Source organism: Ferrovum sp. PN-J185 (assembly GCF_001581925.1).
In the GTDB taxonomy this organism is placed as follows: domain Bacteria; phylum Pseudomonadota; class Gammaproteobacteria; order Burkholderiales; family Ferrovaceae; genus PN-J185.
The window spans coordinates 59509-75613 of the sequence record NZ_LQZA01000001.1 but is presented as its reverse complement, the minus strand read 5'-3'; the positions used below and the strand labels follow the sequence as shown (position 1 = coordinate 75613).

The 16105-nt window shown below is 39.9% G+C and carries 11 protein-coding genes; 3 read left to right on the top strand and 8 right to left on the bottom strand.

Annotation, left to right across the window (positions count from 1 at the left end):
* Position 1: 1 nt before the first annotated feature.
* A complete protein-coding gene (gene tyrS, locus FV185_RS00415; protein ID WP_067492510.1) occupies positions 2 to 1198 on the bottom strand; it encodes a tyrosine--tRNA ligase in 1197 nt (398 codons plus the stop codon).
* An 89-nt stretch (positions 1199 to 1287) separates the two neighbouring features.
* Between tyrS and FV185_RS00410 the strand changes: the two genes are divergently transcribed.
* Both FV185_RS00410 and FV185_RS00405 read left to right on the top strand, forming a co-directional pair.
* Positions 1288 to 2643 (top strand): M23 family metallopeptidase, encoded by a 1356-nt coding sequence (locus FV185_RS00410; protein WP_156474137.1) that lies wholly within the window; start codon positions 1288 to 1290, stop codon positions 2641 to 2643.
* Complete coding sequence (locus tag FV185_RS00405) at positions 2600 to 3739, top strand: anhydro-N-acetylmuramic acid kinase (protein WP_067492506.1); 1140 nt, start codon at positions 2600 to 2602, stop codon at positions 3737 to 3739. The genes FV185_RS00410 and FV185_RS00405 overlap by 44 nt, the downstream gene beginning before the upstream one ends.
* An 11-nt stretch (positions 3740 to 3750) precedes the next feature.
* Here FV185_RS00405 and argB read toward each other — a convergent pair whose 3' ends face one another.
* Positions 3751 to 4656 carry an acetylglutamate kinase gene (gene argB, locus FV185_RS00400; RefSeq protein ID WP_067492504.1) on the bottom strand — a complete coding sequence of 302 codons (906 nt, stop codon included), beginning with the start codon at positions 4654 to 4656 and terminating at the stop codon, positions 3751 to 3753.
* A 50-nt stretch (positions 4657 to 4706) separates the two neighbouring features.
* The gene (coq7, locus tag FV185_RS00395; RefSeq protein ID WP_067494123.1) at positions 4707 to 5333 is read right to left on the bottom strand and encodes a 2-polyprenyl-3-methyl-6-methoxy-1,4-benzoquinone monooxygenase; all 627 of its coding nucleotides are present in this window, start codon (positions 5331 to 5333) and stop codon (positions 4707 to 4709) included.
* A gap of 348 nt (positions 5334 to 5681) precedes the next feature.
* Between coq7 and FV185_RS00390 the strand changes: the two genes are divergently transcribed.
* Complete coding sequence (locus tag FV185_RS00390) at positions 5682 to 6956, top strand: porin (protein WP_067492502.1); 1275 nt, start codon at positions 5682 to 5684, stop codon at positions 6954 to 6956.
* A gap of 181 nt (positions 6957 to 7137) precedes the next feature.
* Here FV185_RS00390 and FV185_RS00385 read toward each other — a convergent pair whose 3' ends face one another.
* The 5 genes from FV185_RS00385 to FV185_RS00365 all read right to left on the bottom strand — a co-directional run bounded on the left by FV185_RS00385 (position 7138) and on the right by FV185_RS00365 (position 16081).
* Complete coding sequence (locus FV185_RS00385) at positions 7138 to 8496, bottom strand: phage integrase SAM-like domain-containing protein (RefSeq protein WP_067492500.1); 1359 nt, start codon at positions 8494 to 8496, stop codon at positions 7138 to 7140.
* 230 nt (positions 8497 to 8726) lie between these two features.
* Positions 8727 to 10049, bottom strand: coding sequence for a porin (locus FV185_RS00380; protein WP_067492498.1), 1323 nt, complete (start codon positions 10047 to 10049; stop codon positions 8727 to 8729).
* 188 nt (positions 10050 to 10237) lie between these two features.
* Entirely contained in the window at positions 10238 to 11641 is a 1404-nt protein-coding gene (locus tag FV185_RS00375) for an efflux transporter outer membrane subunit (protein ID WP_082786961.1), read from the bottom strand.
* Positions 11642 to 11643: 2 nt separating this feature from the next.
* Positions 11644 to 12822, bottom strand: a complete 1179-nt coding sequence (locus FV185_RS00370; RefSeq protein WP_067492497.1) for an efflux RND transporter periplasmic adaptor subunit — start codon at positions 12820 to 12822, stop codon at positions 11644 to 11646.
* Between the two features lie 28 nt (positions 12823 to 12850).
* Positions 12851 to 16081: an efflux RND transporter permease subunit gene (locus tag FV185_RS00365; protein ID WP_067492495.1), complete on the bottom strand. Its 3231-nt coding sequence runs from the start codon at positions 16079 to 16081 to the stop codon at positions 12851 to 12853.
* Positions 16082 to 16105 lie beyond the last annotated feature (24 nt).

The following is a 16105-nucleotide window of genomic DNA, read 5'->3' as shown; positions in this document are numbered from 1 at the left end:
GTTATGTACATTTCACCTTAGCAAATTTACGTTTACCAACTTGTATCACGCCAGCCATTCCAGGTTGCATTAAGAAAGCCTTATCACGAATGGTTTCTGCATTAAACTTAACACCATTGTTTTGAATTAAGCGTATCCCTTCACTAGAGCTCTCCACCAAGTTGATTTGTTTCATCAGTTGCGGTAATGCCAAGCCCTTTTCCCCTACAGAGATCACCCTCTCTTCCAGATCCTCAGGAACCCCACCATGACGAAAACGTGATTCAAAGTCTTCTAACGCTTTAACTGCTGCCTGCTGCCCATGAAAACGCCTAACAATCTCTTGAGCTAACAATACTTTAATGTCACGGGGATTACGTCCTTCCTGCACCTCTTTTTGGTAGCCGGCAATGGTTGATAAGGAGGAGAAGGACAATAATTCATAGTATCGCCACATTAACTCATCAGAAATAGACATCAATTTACCAAATTGACTGCCAGGCTCTTCGTTAATGCCAATATAATTATTTTGTGATTTGGACATTTTGTTGATACCATCCGTCCCCTCTAAAAGCGGCATAGTGAGTATGGATTGTGGAGTTTGTCCAAAATGCTTTTGTAGTTCACGACCCATAAGTAAATTAAACTTCTGATCAGTACCCCCCAATTCCAAATCAGCCTTAAGAGCAACTGAGTCATAGCCTTGTACTAAAGGATAGAGAAACTCATGAATGGCGATGGGCTGCTCACTTTTGAAGCGCTTAGCAAAGTCATCACGCTCTAACATACGTGCCACAGTATGCGTTGCAGCAAGTTTAATTAACCCAGCAGCCCCCAACTCATTCATCCAGGTAGAGTTAAAAGCAATGGTAGTGCGCTTGGGATCTAAAATCTTAAATACCTGCGCTTGATAAGTATCTGCATTTTGCGCCACTTGTTCAGGAGTAAGAGGCGGACGGGTAGCATTACGCCCAGTAGGGTCGCCTATTAACCCAGTAAAATCACCAATCAAAAAGACAATATCATGCCCCATGTCTTGCAGGGTTTTCATTTTATTGATCAAGACCGTATGCCCCAGATGTAAATCAGGGGCTGTGGGGTCAAAGCCTGCTTTAACTTTAAGCGCTTTACCAGTGGCTAGACGCTCTTTAAATTGGGTTTCTGGTAGGATTTCATCACTACCACGTTTAATTTCATCAAAATCACTTAATATGCTCATTTAATAGGCGAGTCCTACAGGAAAATCGTTAAAAATTGACACAATTTGCCGGTTTGTCCAAAAAGCCAGCTTCTGGTAAACTTACGCAGATGAAAACTATAAAAATCAAAATCCAAGATATTAAACATTGGATTTTAACTCAAAATTCACTAACAAAGGCTTCAGATTCACGCCGCAGCGGTATGGTAGCTTCGCTACTAATGCTCAGTTTCGGTGTGGCAACAGCCTTTGGTATTACTCCAGGGCTCTCCACCGGTGGTCATGGTGTTACTCCTGTTATTGAAGACATTACCCGTACCCAATTGTCAGGGGTTGCCACACCTGGCTTATATGTGCAGCAAGACAGCGTCCATAATGGTGACACCTTGGCTTCTCTTCTTTTTAGAATGGGGGTGGATGACCAGGAAGCCCTATCTTTTATTAGAGAAGATAAAACTGCAAAAGAGATTTTTAGGAGTATGGCCCCTGGCAAACCTATCCGTATACAAAAAAATACCAGTGGTACGTTGGTGAGCCTGCGCTTTCCTCTCAATGATAAAGACATATTGAAAATTACCCGTGTTAACGATCATTTTGAAGCCAGTATCGCTCCTGCTACTGAAACCAAACAACTATTGCAAGCCACTGGCACTATCTATAGTTCACTTTTTGCCGCAGCAGATAATGCAGGACTCCCTGACAGCGTCACCAGACAATTAACTCATCTTTTCTCTACTGACATTGATTTTCACAATGATTTACGTAGAGGGGATACTTTTTCGGTGATTTATGAAGCGGACACTGACGAGTTTGACCAAATCAAGCCAGGTCGCATTATGGCAGCTGAGTTTGTTAATAAAGGACAAGCCTATCGCCGCGTATTTTTCAATAACGCCGATGGTGGTGATTACTTTACTCCTGAAGGGGTAGGAATTAAGGCCTCTTTCTTGCGTTCGCCCATTCCCTTTTCACGCGTCACCTCAGGATTTACCACTGAACGCTTTCATCCGATTCTCAAGATGTGGCGAGCCCATAAGGGTATTGATTTAGCAGCCCCCATGGGCACTCCCGTTGAAGCTGTAGCCAATGCAACGGTCGTGTTTGCTGGCTGGAAGAATGGTTATGGTAATGTCATTGAACTTCGCCACAGTAATGGTGTAGATACGGTTTACGGTCATCTGTCAGGTTTTGTCAGGGGATTACGAGTTGGTGAACATATCCGCCAAGGTGAGCTAATTGGTTATGTTGGTATGACTGGTTGGGCAACGGGCCCCCATCTACATTATGAATTTAAGATTAATAACGTTCAACGCGACCCCCAGGGTCCTGAGGTACGTCGTTATCTAAGAGCCTCTGTCAATGTTGCAGGTCACGCTAAAAATCAATTTTTAGCAGCCACAGCACCGTTAATCAAAGAACTCAATGCCATCCGTGGCACATCCACCGCTCAAGCCAATTTCGAATAATCCTCATTCACCACTCTACATCGGGTTGATGTCGGGAACTAGTATGGATGGGGTTGATGGCGTGTTGGTGGATTTTAGTTCAAGTTTTCCTCAAGTTGTTCGTCATGCCCACCTGCCCTTTAATGAGGCTTTAAAAAAAACACTGATAAAGCTTAACTACTCAGGTGAAACACCACATGAATTAGAAATTGCCACAACAACAGCTATTGAACTCAGTCATCTGTATGCTCAATGCGTTAATCAACTAAAAGATCCGCAAGTAACCATTAGGGCAATAGGTTGCCACGGGCAAACTATTCGTCACCAACCCGACAAGGGGTTTACTATCCAATTGGTTAATGGTGCACTCCTTGCTGAATTAACTGGGATTGATACTCTATGCGATTTTAGAGCACGTGATATTGCCGCAGGTGGTCAGGGTGCACCTCTGGTTCCTCGTGTACACCAAGCGTGGTTTAGTACAGATCATTGTCACAGAGTGATCGTTAATCTGGGTGGCATTGCCAATATTACCAATCTTGATCCCCATGCCTCCGTTATCGGTTTTGATTGTGGCCCTGCCAATATCTTGTTAGATGAATGGATACGGCATTGTAAGGGTGTTGCCTATGATAAAAATGGCGCTTGGGGTCGTTTGGGTCAAGTGAATAATGCTTTATTAAATGCATTACTGACTCATCCCTTTTTGGCCATACCTCCCCCTAAAAGCACTGGCAGAGAAGCCTTTAATCTGAATTGGTTACTTAGCTTTAATTTAGTGCATAAATTAACACCGGAAGATGTACAAGCCACATTGACTGAATTTACCACCTTATGTGTTGCAAGAGCGATTCAGCCTTTAAGAGGTAATTTGCCGTTAGAGGTCGTATTATGTGGCGGCGGGGCACTAAATCAATTACTCGTTGAACGATTAGCTGCCAATCTTCCCAATGTTACTCTTACCAGTACAGATCAATTAGGAATTCCCGTGGATCAAGTGGAAGCCACCGCCTTTGCTTGGTTTGCTATGGCCTTTGATCAAAGAATTCCTGGGAATCTAGTTTCTGTAACGGGGGCCAAGCATCCTGTTGTCTTAGGGACGCTCTACCCCGCTTAAGTGAGCAACAACTAAGAGTGCGCCCGATTGGCAGCTGCGCCGCGAATTAATGTACCAATTCCCTCATCGGTTAGTACTTCAAGTAACAGGGCATGCGGCACACGACCATCAATAATATGAGAGGTTTTAACGCCATTTTTAACTGCATCAAGGGCACAATCCACTTTAGGTAACATACCACCAGAAATAGTGCCATCAGCAATTAACGCTTGAACAGTTGAAGTATTCAGTCCAGTTAATACCTGACCTTCTTTATCTAACACTCCTGAAGTGTTGGTAAGAAGTAATAGTTTTTCTGCTTGTAGTGTGACAGCAAGCTTACCTGCTACCAAGTCTGCGTTAATGTTGTACGCCTCACCTTCCTCGCCCACACCCAAAGGGGCGATCACTGGAATAAAGTTTTGTTTGGACAGCAAATTAACGATATTAGGGTCAATACTAACCACTTCCCCCACCTGACCAATATCAATCTCTTCGTCAGATAACTGAGGATTGCGAATCTTTAGTTTTCTGGCATGGATAAAGTTACCATCTTTACCTGTTAACCCAACCGCATTTCCTCCTGCCCGATTAATTAACGTGACGATATCTTGGTTCACTAATCCACCCAAGACCATTTCCACCACATCCAAGGTTTCTTCATCAGTTACACGCATACCTTGGATAAACTCGCTTTGTTTACCCACTCGCTTCAATAACTCACCAATTTGTGGGCCACCACCGTGAACCACCACTGGGTTCATACCGATCAGCTTTAATAACACCACATCGCGGGCAAACCCTTCTTGCAGTGCTACATCAGTCATAGCATTACCGCCGTACTTAATGACGATAGTCTTACCATGAAAGCGTTGTATATAAGGAAGGGCTTCAATTAAAACAGTTGTTTTAAACTCAGGGGAGATTAGGCTCGTCATGGCAGACACTCAAAATGGATAAACTGTGCACATTTTATGATAAAAACGCGCTAAACCCAATAGACAGTTTTAGTCATAATCGATGAACTGAGTTTCATAGCCTCTTTCAACCATCGTGGAAACTCATAGGCCCCCAAAGATTGAGCAAGTTCTGCGTGCCCCTTTTCATCATCTCGCATGACTTGAACAATAGCTCTGGTCTTTAAATCTTCAACAGCTAGTTTTTGTAAATGGCTATTTAAATGGTTTTCAACTTGTTTTTCTGTTTCTTTAAGAAAAGCCAAATTCCAACCATCTCCTGCAATCCCAGCAGCAACCCCCATACTAAAGGCACCTAAGTACCATAACGTATTGAGATAACTCACCCGTCCACCTAATTCGTTAATTCTCTGCTCACACCACGCAAGATGATCAATTTCCTCTAGCGCAGCATTTTTTAATGCATCTCGTGTTTGAGTACTTCTTGCTGTTAGTGCTTGGCCTTGATAAAGAGCTTGAGCACATACTTCACCTGTATGATTAATTCTCATTAATCGTGCTGCATGCTGTCGATCTGACTCACTAAGGGAGGTTTCTTGAAATTCGTTTGCTGGAGTAGCCCTTTTTGACTGAGGGGAAGTTGCTAATACTCTCAGACCACGATCAAAAGCAATAATCAACTGATCAACTGTCATCATCATAGTAGGTCCTTCCATTTCTTCTTTAATGTTTTATTCTAACAACTCTAGTCACAGAAATTAAGTGGATACCATAGCCGATTCTTGAATAAATATATGTTAATAACTGTTAAGTTTTAACAAGAAAAAATATTGCTTTATGAAAGAAATATTTCAACTTGTTAAAAACCAGCTCAGACAATTATATTCATTTGATCATTTGTAAATTATCTAACGGTTAATTTAGTAACAAACAGTATAATTTTCTCATTTGTAAACCATCATAAATCCACTTCATAACTACCCTTATGATTTAAAAAATAAAATAATAAATTTATAAGCTTCATTTGTAATAGATGGAGTTTACACATGAAAAAATCGCTACTCGCTTTAGCAGCTTTAGCTAGCGTTGCATCAGTTGCGCACGCACAAGATGGTATTCAGTTATACGGCGTTTTGGATGCTGGTGTTGTACAAGCGACAAACGCTGCTGATATTTCACCTACCTTCGTAACCGGTTTAGTACCTACTGGCTCCTCAGCAAAAGCTGCTGACCGTGGCACAGTTTTAGGTATGATGAACGGTGGTGAATCAGCTACACGTTGGGGTATCAAAGGTTCAGAAGACTTAGGCTCAGGTCGTAAAGTGAGCTTTACTTTAGAGTCAGGTTTTAGCATTGGTAACGGAACTTTAGCACAAGCAGGTTTGGCTGGTAGCAGCACAAACTTATCTGCTGCTGACACAAGCTTGAACGGTCAGTTATTTGGTCGCCAAGCACACTTAGACTTATCAGATGCAACCTATGGCACATTACAGATTGGTCGTGTTTATAACTTACAAGCAGATATCGTAGCTGGTGGTTATGATCCAGTTGATTTCCAAATGTTTTCACCAATCGCTTTCTCAGGATTCTACGGTGGTGGTGGTACAACAGACAACTTCCGTATTGATAACTCATTGAAATATATTAAAAACTACGGAAATTACACCTTTAAATATTTACATTCATTTGGTGGTGTCTCAAATAGTTACAATGCTAGAAGTTCAGACCAAGCTACCTTAGGTTACGAAAATGCTCGTTTTGGTTTACAAGGTGGTTATCAGTATACTCATGATGTTTCAGAACTTGCGGTGCCAGGTACAATTACAGCTAATTCAACTACATTTGTTCCAGGCAACGCTGTAGCTGTAACTTATAATGATTTAAGATCTTATATTTTAGCTGGCAAGTATAACTTTAACCAAAAATTAACAGTTAAAGGTGGATATGAGTTTGTTCAGTATTTACCACCTAGTAATTTTGCAGCCGATCAACAGTTAACAAGTATTTATACTTATACTGTTGCATCAAGCACAGCCGGCGGAGCTAAACAATACAACGTGTATTGGTTAGGTGCCGATTACAATCTATCTGAAAGAATTAAATTATCAGGTGGATACTACTGGGTCACTCTACAAGCTGGTGGGACCAGTGGTGATGGCTACGATAAATATGCATCAGTTGCTGCTGAGTATTATTTGAGCAAACGTACAAACTTCTACGCTGCTGTTATGAATGATACTAAACAAGGTGCTGCTGCTGCAGGTGCAGCCTATCCTTCAACATTCAATACCTACGGTATTGGTGTACGTACTAAATTCTAATCCCACGCTGGCCTAGTCCAGTTTGTAGATTAGTGTAGTAAAACTAGACCCACTGTGGCGACACAGTGGGTTTTTTTAATGACATAAATTTTGTAGGGATAATTAGTTAGTAGGAACAGTGGTTTTTTAAAATACCTAAAATTTTGAGTAATACAATCAAGATAATTAAAATGAATACTACTTAACTATGAATATGATCTATTTTCATTTCCGCACTGACTTCGCTAGCATAATATTTATCAATCATATCTATACTTGTCCGGGCATTTCTTGCAAGTGTTAAGAGATCAGTTTTCTTACCATATAAAAGACGGTATGTAATTGCTGAATGACGTAAAGAATAGAGAGTTCTTTTTAGACCGTTTGTAGAAACTCTTAAATTACAATGAATAAGTAATTTTCTAAAGTTGTTTTCAAGAATAGTAATAGCAGCTTGACGGTCGTTAATTTCTGGTAAAAACAAATAATCAGATGGCTTAGCAAGGTTAAATTGTTTGTAATACTTAACTAAACTTTGATAAGCAAAAACCGCTCCAGGTAAAGTAATTATTTGTCCAATATGTCTCTTGGTTTCGGGAAGATTAAGTCTTAAATAAGTATATTTACCTTTAACAATTTCAATATGTTGATGTTGAATAATTTTAAGATCAACGGGCCTTATAAATGAATTGACCATAAAACGAATGACCCAATTTAACCCAATTATTAAGTTTTGTTGATTTGTGAAAATGCCATCACGTTTATTTCTATGAGACGGTGGGGTAATTACGGTATGAAATAAGGATAATTTTATACTTTCTTTATAAAGTGTCTTATATTCAGACAATGTAAACCATCCTCGTGCTTTTTTTTGTACTTTAACTTTAGGTATATATGGTACTTCATTGATCCAAGAGTGGGCTTTAGCGGTCTCTAATACCTTTTTTAAGGCAACTAGGTACTGCGACAAAGTAATGGCGCTATAACCCTCTAAACTTAAGTGATTATAGAATCTGTTAATATCTTCATAGGCAATTGATTCAACCATGTAATTCTTAAAAAAGGGAACAATATGTTTTGAAATTCTTGAATATGTCATTCTATAAGTATGTTGTGTAATTTCATTTCTTAATACTTTAGCTTGTTCGTTTTGAAGAGTAATTTTCACTACATCTAATAGACTATGTTGTTTTGTTTTAGAGATTAAAAAATCAAAATAATCTTGTTTAATTGTGGGGTAGTCTGACTCTGTTTGCGCAAGCGAAGTATGATTTTGATATAAAGCTTTGTCATTCTTTGAATCTACAGTTACTTTATTTGATTTAGTGCTTTTATTTTCTTCTTTTGGAACAACTGCTATTTGGGTGTTTTCAATGGGTATAAAAAATTCATCACTAGAAGAAAAGTACTCTTTATTTTGATTAATAATTTGTGGAGTATCAAATAATTTACTGTCCGAAGAGTTTACATAAAGTAGTTTTCCGGTCAGTAAAATAAGATGGTTATCTTGTGCAAGATAATTGTCTACTTTTTGGCCAAGCCTATATTCTTTAACTACCATATATTCAACCTTTATAGGTTAATTTGTATTAACAACTACAATAAAAAAAAATGGTTTAAATTTCTTAACTCTTTTATTTCAAAATATTTGTATCTATAAGTGTGTAAATATATAAAAATAATAATAATTGTAAAAATTTGTAATTTATATGGTCTCAAAAAAACCCGCTATATTTCTATAGCGGGTTATATTTACTACACTAATCTTAACTGGACTAAGCCAGTGTGAGATTAGAACTTGGTACGTACACCAATACCGTAGGTATTGAATACTGAAGGGTAACCAATTCCGTAATTTAAAGCTTCAGAACCGGTTTTGGTATCATTCATAACTGCAGCATAGAAGTTTGTACGTTTACTTAAGTAGTATTCAGCTGCAAATGACGCATAACGATCAGCACCATTTAACTGTACGCCATTCTCAGCACCAGGCAATTGAGCAGCGTAATAGTAACCAGCAGAAAGTTTAATACGATCTGTAACGTTATAATTACCACCTAACCAAAATACATTAACAGTTTTATTGAAACCGTTTTGTGATGCTAAGCCAACATTAGCCACTGTATAAGAGTAAATGCTAGTTAAGGCCTGGTCTGCACTTAAATTGCTAGGTGCAGAGTATTGAATTAATTCAACACCACCTTTTACAGTGAATTTACTGTTAAAGTTGTATTTGCCAGCTATCATGAATGAACGTAAATCAAAATATGATACGTTTACAGAATTTGGAATTGGAACTCCAGAAGCTCCTGTAGAAATTGCCGAGCTCGTGAAAGTGCCTGGGAAACCAATATTGCTTACATCATGTGTGTACTCATATGCTGTTTGTAATCCAAATCGAGCATTTTCATAGCCCAAACTTGCTTGATCGGAACTTCTTGCACCATAACTATTTGAAATACCACCAAATGAATGTAAGTATTTAAAGGTGTAGTTTCCGTAGTTTTTAATATACTTTAATGAATTATCAACGCGGAAGTTATCTGTAAAGCCACCACCACCATATGAGCCTGAGAAGTTAATTGGTGAGAACATTTGGAAGTCAACTGGATCGTATCCGCCAGTGATGATGTCAGCTTGAACGTTATAAACACGACCAATCTGTAACATACCATACGTTGGGTCAGATAAATCCAAGTGAGCTTGGCGACCAAACAACTGACCATTCAAACTCGTATCAGCATTTGAGTAGATATTGCTAGAACCAGCCAAACCTGAGGTTGCTAGTTGACCATTATTAATACTGAAACCAGATTCTAATGTAAAGCCAACTTTACGGCCTTGACCTAAATCTTCATTACCTTTAATACCCCAACGAGTAGCGGATTCACCACCGTTCATCATACCTGTAACAGTTCCTAAGTGGGTGCTATTAGCAAGGTAAGGAGCACTTGTAGGTGTTTGACCAGTTACAAAGTTAGGTGAAATATTACCGCTGTTAGTTGCTTGAACAACACCAGCATCTAAAACACCGTATAACTGAATACCATCTTGAGCGTGTGCAACTGATGCAACGCTTGCTAAAGCTGCTAAAGCGAGTAGCGATTTTTTCATGTGTAAACTCCATCTATTAAAAATGAATTATGTAAAACTTAACTTAAAAGATTTACAAAAACAGTAAAAACCCAAGTAACTAGGCTCTCATAGTCTAACTATAACGTGAAACTATTGAATTAATCCACTTTGTAAAGGTAATTTGTAAACTAACAACACTATTGTTGCGCTTTTGCAACATTTTTAAATCACCATCCGCCACCAATGGCTTTAACAAAGCTCACCACGGCAATCATTTGTGCTGATTTAACTTTGGTCTCTGCAATTTGAGTTGTTAGTTTTGTGTTTTCTGCATCAATGACTTCAAGGTAGCTACTAGCCCCTCCTAAATAGCGGTTAACCGCTAAATCATAAGTGGTGTTAGCTGCGATAGCTGCCTTTGACTGTTCTGTTAATTGGCTTTGTAAGTGATTGAGAGACGCCATGCTGTCTTCTACTTCTTTAAAGGCGTTTAAAACGGTTTGACGATAAGTCACAATTAACTCTTTATTTTGTGCATTAGCCAAGTCAACTAAACTTTGTCTTCTGCCCTCATCAATGATAGGCAAGAAGGCTAAGGGCCCTAACATCCAGGTACTATTAGGAGTGGTTAAAAGATTACCGTAACCGCTGTTCTGGTATCCGCCAAAGGCTAAAAGATTAATGGTCGGGAAAAAAGCAGCTTTTGCTACACCAATTTCAGCATTGGCTGATGCCACACGTCTTTCTGCGGCAGCAATATCTGGACGACGTTGCAGCACTGCTGAAGGAAGTTCAGTAGGTAAATGTGGGTAAGCCTCTACAAAATTATCCACTGGCGCCACACTAAAAGAGCTAGGGCTTTCACCTATTAATACTGCAAGGGCGTGTTCAAGATTAGCTCTTTGGGCTAGTAAATCTTGTAATTGCCCTTTTACTTGATCCAATAAACTCTCAGCTCTTGCCACATCTAAACCAGAGACCACTCCTTCATCATGCCTATTTTTAATAATAGTGAACTCTCGCTCATAGGCTTTAATAGAGTCTTTAAAAATAGCAATTTGAGTGTCATAGCCTCTCAGCTGAAAATATATTGACGCGAGCAATGCCTGTTGGCTTAAGCGCACAGTTTCAATATCAGCGCGACTTGCCTGTTCTAATAAGGCGGAGGCTTTGGCTTGATTACGAAGTCTTCCCCAAAAATCTAACTCATAGTTAATACCAGCACCAATAGCGGTATTACCATACACACTATAATTGAGACTTGAGCTTCTTAAGGGTCTATTGAGTGATTGACGATTGGTTAAGTAATTACCTGATGCATCCACTTCGGGATAAAGTTGCGCCTCGTTTTCATTAGCAATTGCTAAAGCTTGATCGTGACGTGCTAGAGCAATACCTAACTGAAGGTTGCCCTTGTCAATCTTAGCCTCTAACTCGTTTAAAACTGAATCATTAAAGTAATGCCACCAATCGCCCTTAGACTTGTCATCCATTGGCGCTGCTGTTCGCCATACTCCATCCTCTTTAAAATTAGTTGCTAGAGGTACATCGGGGCGCTTGTAATCCGGCGCAAAAGAACACGCATTAAGTACAATTGGTAAAGCAACGAGAGCCAAATACCACTGTTTCATGATCAATGTCCACCTGATTGATTACCAGAATTAGTTTGTGGTTTAACCAAATCACCGTTCTCAATAGAGTCAGAGGGACTATCAATGACCTGGTCATTAATCGATAAACCACTCACTACCTCAACCTCACTACCGTAATCTCTACCCACAACAATCGGTTTTAACATTACATGATTGTCAGCACCAAGCACCGCCACTCTCAAACCACCTGATCTAAAAATAAGACAACTTGATGGAACACGTACAGCACTCTTATTTTCAGGTAAATCAAATCTTACTTGAGAATAGTCACCTGGTTTTAGCGTTTCATCTATGTTTTGTACCAATAACTCAACTAACATGGTACCGCTGGTATTACTAATTCCACCTGATGTGGTTTCCACTTTGGCCGAGAAGGTACGATTTGGAAATTCTGGCACGGTTAAGGTAGCAGTTTGGCCATTTTTAATTTGATCACTGTAGACCTGAGGTACGGGAACATACAAACGCAGCGGATCAACGCTTGAGACATTAAAGAGTTCAGTACCTTTGCCTGCACTAATTAAAAAACCCACGTCAGTTTTTCTGGCAGTAATAATTCCGTCAAAGGGAGCCACCACTCGTTTAAAATTTTCAAAGGCTTCAATTCTTGCTACATCAGCTTTAGCTGCTAATACATCAGCCTTACGTGCCTCAAAGTCTGCAATATGTACATCCGTTTCCTGCTTTGATACCGAGTCTTTAGCTAGTAAAGCTTTCCAACGTTTCATGGTAACTTCAGCTAATTTTTCATCAGCCTTTTTTCTGACTAGATTGGCTTTCGCTTGACTGAGTTGTTGATCTAACTCAGGGGTATCAATTACAGCCAGCAACTCACCTTTTTTTACTTTGGCGCCGATATCGTGATACCAAATTTTAAGGTAGCCATCCACCCGGGCAAGAATTGGCGCATCGATATAAGGTTGCAAAGTACCTGGTAAAACCAAGGTGTTACCATGAATACCAATATGAGGATGAATAACAGCAACAGATTCTACTGCTTGTTCAGCGCTCCATTTTGCCTCTTTATTGTAGTCAAGATAACGTTTAATCCCACCCCATAGCGCAATTAATACAATCACTGCGACAGCAATGACGAGTTTACGCCTGAGGTTTGGAATCGACTTAACATCAAAATGAACTTCATCAGAATCGTGATGCATTCCCAAACTCCTTTAAATCATTACTAACTTACACGGGATCATGTGATTCATCGTCCCATGATTGTTCAACTTCATCAAATCGATCATTACGATGAACCAAACTAAATACCGCTGGCACAAACAATAATGTCGCAAAAGTAGCAAATAACAAACCACCAATCACCGCACGCCCTAAAGGTGCGTTTTGTTCTCCACCGTCCCCCAAGCCCAATGCCATCGGGATCATACCAATCACCATGGCAGCTGCTGTCATCAGCACAGGTCGAAAACGTGTTACTCCAGCTTCTAATGCAGCTTGTACTGGATGCTTCAGTTCTTGTAATCGCTCACGCGCAAAGCTCACCACTAAAATACTGTTAGCAGTGGCGACCCCCATACACATAATGGCACCCGTTAGTGCAGGTACGGAAAGGGTGGTGTAGGTGGTAAAGAGCATCCACACAATACCAGCCAAAGCTGCAGGAAGCGCTGTAATAATCACAAATGGATCAAGCCAAGACTCAAAATTGATCACAATTAAAAAGTAAATCAACACGATTGAGGCAATCAACCCTAGGCTTAAGCCCATATAGGAGTTTTCCATAATGGGAACTTGGCCACGTAGCTCAATGATGGCACCGCGTGGTAAGTCTTTTTTGTTTTTATCAATAATTTTCTGAATATCAGCAGACACACTCCCTAAATCACGCCCTTGAGTGGAAGCATAAATATCAAAAGCAGGTTTAATGTTGTAGTGTGAAATCACCGAATCCGACTGGGTACGCGTAATCGACCCCAAACCACCTAAAACTTGCAATCCTTTTGATTTAGGAGCGGTGATAGGAATATTCTCTAAATCAGCCAATGAATTAATACGATACTGAGGCATCTGAATAACAATTGGATAGGATACGCCATTACTTGGATTGAGCCAGAATGTGGGAGCCACCTGACTGGTCCCCGCTAAGGTTGCCACCAAGCTATTGGTTACATCCGCTTCCGTTAAACCATAACTATTAGCCTGAACACGATCAATATCCACATTAAACTGAGGATAGTTTGTTGCTTGTTGTAACCTTACGTCAGCAATGCCAGGTACTTCTCGAGTCGCTTTTTCAATTTTCTTGATAAACGCTAAATTCTCATATTTGTTAGGACCATTAACTTGAATATCAATCGGGGCTGGCGCACCAAAGTTAAGAATCTGACTCGTAATATCAGCGGGCAAGAAAGCAAAACTTACTCCAGGGAAATCACGCGGCAAGAATTCTCTTAACTGCTTCACATAGGCACTTGTGGAACTATGGTTTTCATTGAGGTGAATTAAAATATCACCATCTTGTGGTCCGATGGTTCCTGTATTACTGTATGACGTATTAATACCACTCACTGACAAACCAATGTTGTCCACAATGGTATCCAATTGATTCGTGGGAATATGACGTCTGATATCACCTTCCACTAAGTCAAATAATTTGGCCGTTTCTTCAATACGCGTTCCCACTTGAGCGCGTACGTGAATTTTCATGTCACCTGAGTCTACTGTTGGAAAGAAATTTCTTCCCAGCATTGGATACAAACCAGCACAAGATACCAATACAAAAAGCGTAAAGCCCCAAGTAAATTTTTTCGGGTTAGCTAACACCATTATCAAGAAAGAGCGATAACCATTACGAAAAGCAGCAAACTGTTTTTCAAATTGATGCTGAAAGCTAATAAAGAAATGAATTAAAGAAGCTAAAGATGAACGCTTAACACCCGCTTCCGTTAACTCTTCTTTATTATGATCATGAGGCTGATGGGCTTTTAAAAATTTATTAGCCATCATAGGCACAAAGGTTTGCGACAGAATAAAGGATGCCAACATCCCAAACACCACCGCTTCAGCCATAGGAACGAACAAATAGCGTGGTACCCCAGTTAAGGAAAACATTGGCACAAACACAATACAGAAACACAATGTAGATACGAAAGCAGGTTGAATAATCTGTTTGGCCGCATCAATAATTGCAACGGTTACCTCTTTACCCTGCTCCAAATGATAATTGATGTTTTCAATCACCACTGTCGCATTATCAACAAGCATCCCCACCGCCAGAGCCAATCCACCTAAGGTCATCACATTAAGAGAATTACCCGTTATAGATAATAGAATCACAGCAGACAATAAAGACAGTGGAATGGATAAAGAAATAATAATCGTCGAGCGCCAACTGCCTAAGAAAAGCAGAATCATAATACTCGTCAGAACAATCGCAATCATCCCCTCTCGCACCACACCAGCTAATGCTGCTTTAACGAAGATGGATTGATCTCCCACCAAATCTATATGTAAGCTTTTTGGAAGAGTTTCTTCTAGCTTTGGAATAATATCCTTAGTTCCTTGAATAATATCCAAGGTTGATGTAGCCCCATTTTTTAAAATGGTCATCAATACTGATCGTCTGCCATCATTTCTAACCACGTTAATCTGCGGTGGATAACCATCTCTCACATGAGCCACATCACGTATAAAAATGATCACCCCATTAATTTTTTTAATAGGTAAGTCATTAAGCTGCTCAAACGCTTCTGGACTGTCATTAATTTTAATGTTGTATTCAAAAGTACCGATTTTCTCGGTCCCTGCTGACAAAATTAAGTTCTGATTTTTTAATGCGTTCGCCACATCATCAGGAGAGATTCCCTTAGACTGCATAGCCTGTGGGTTCAAATCAATTTGTATCTGACGCACTTTACCGCCATAGGGGGAAGGCACTGCACTACCGCGAACGGTAGCCAACTGCGGACGAATAAAGTTTTGTCCTAAGTCAAAGATTCTGTCTTCTGAGAGTACTTTGCTCGATAAGGCTAACTGCAAAATAGGAACAGTGGCAGCGTTATAGTTCAAGATTAAAGGTGGTGTAATGCCTGGCGGCATCATCTTTAATACGGTTTGTGAAATAGCGGTAACCTGTGCGTTAGCAGTACGAATATCCACATCAGGTTGAAAGAAGATCTTAACAATCCCATAACCAAACAGTGATTGGGATTCAATGTGTTCGATGTCATTAACCGTCGAACTTAAAGAGCGTTCATAGTAGTAAACAATACGCCCTGCCATGTCCTCAGGGGGCATACCACTGTATGTCCAGACGGCACTGATCACCGGGATATTGATTTGAGGAAAGATATCAACCGGAGTTTTGAAAGCAGATATCACACCAAATAATGTGATGATGAGTGACATCACAATAAAGGTGTTAGGTCGCTTCAGCGCTAGCTTAACAATCCCTATCAAAACTAAAACTCCTCAAATCCTGTG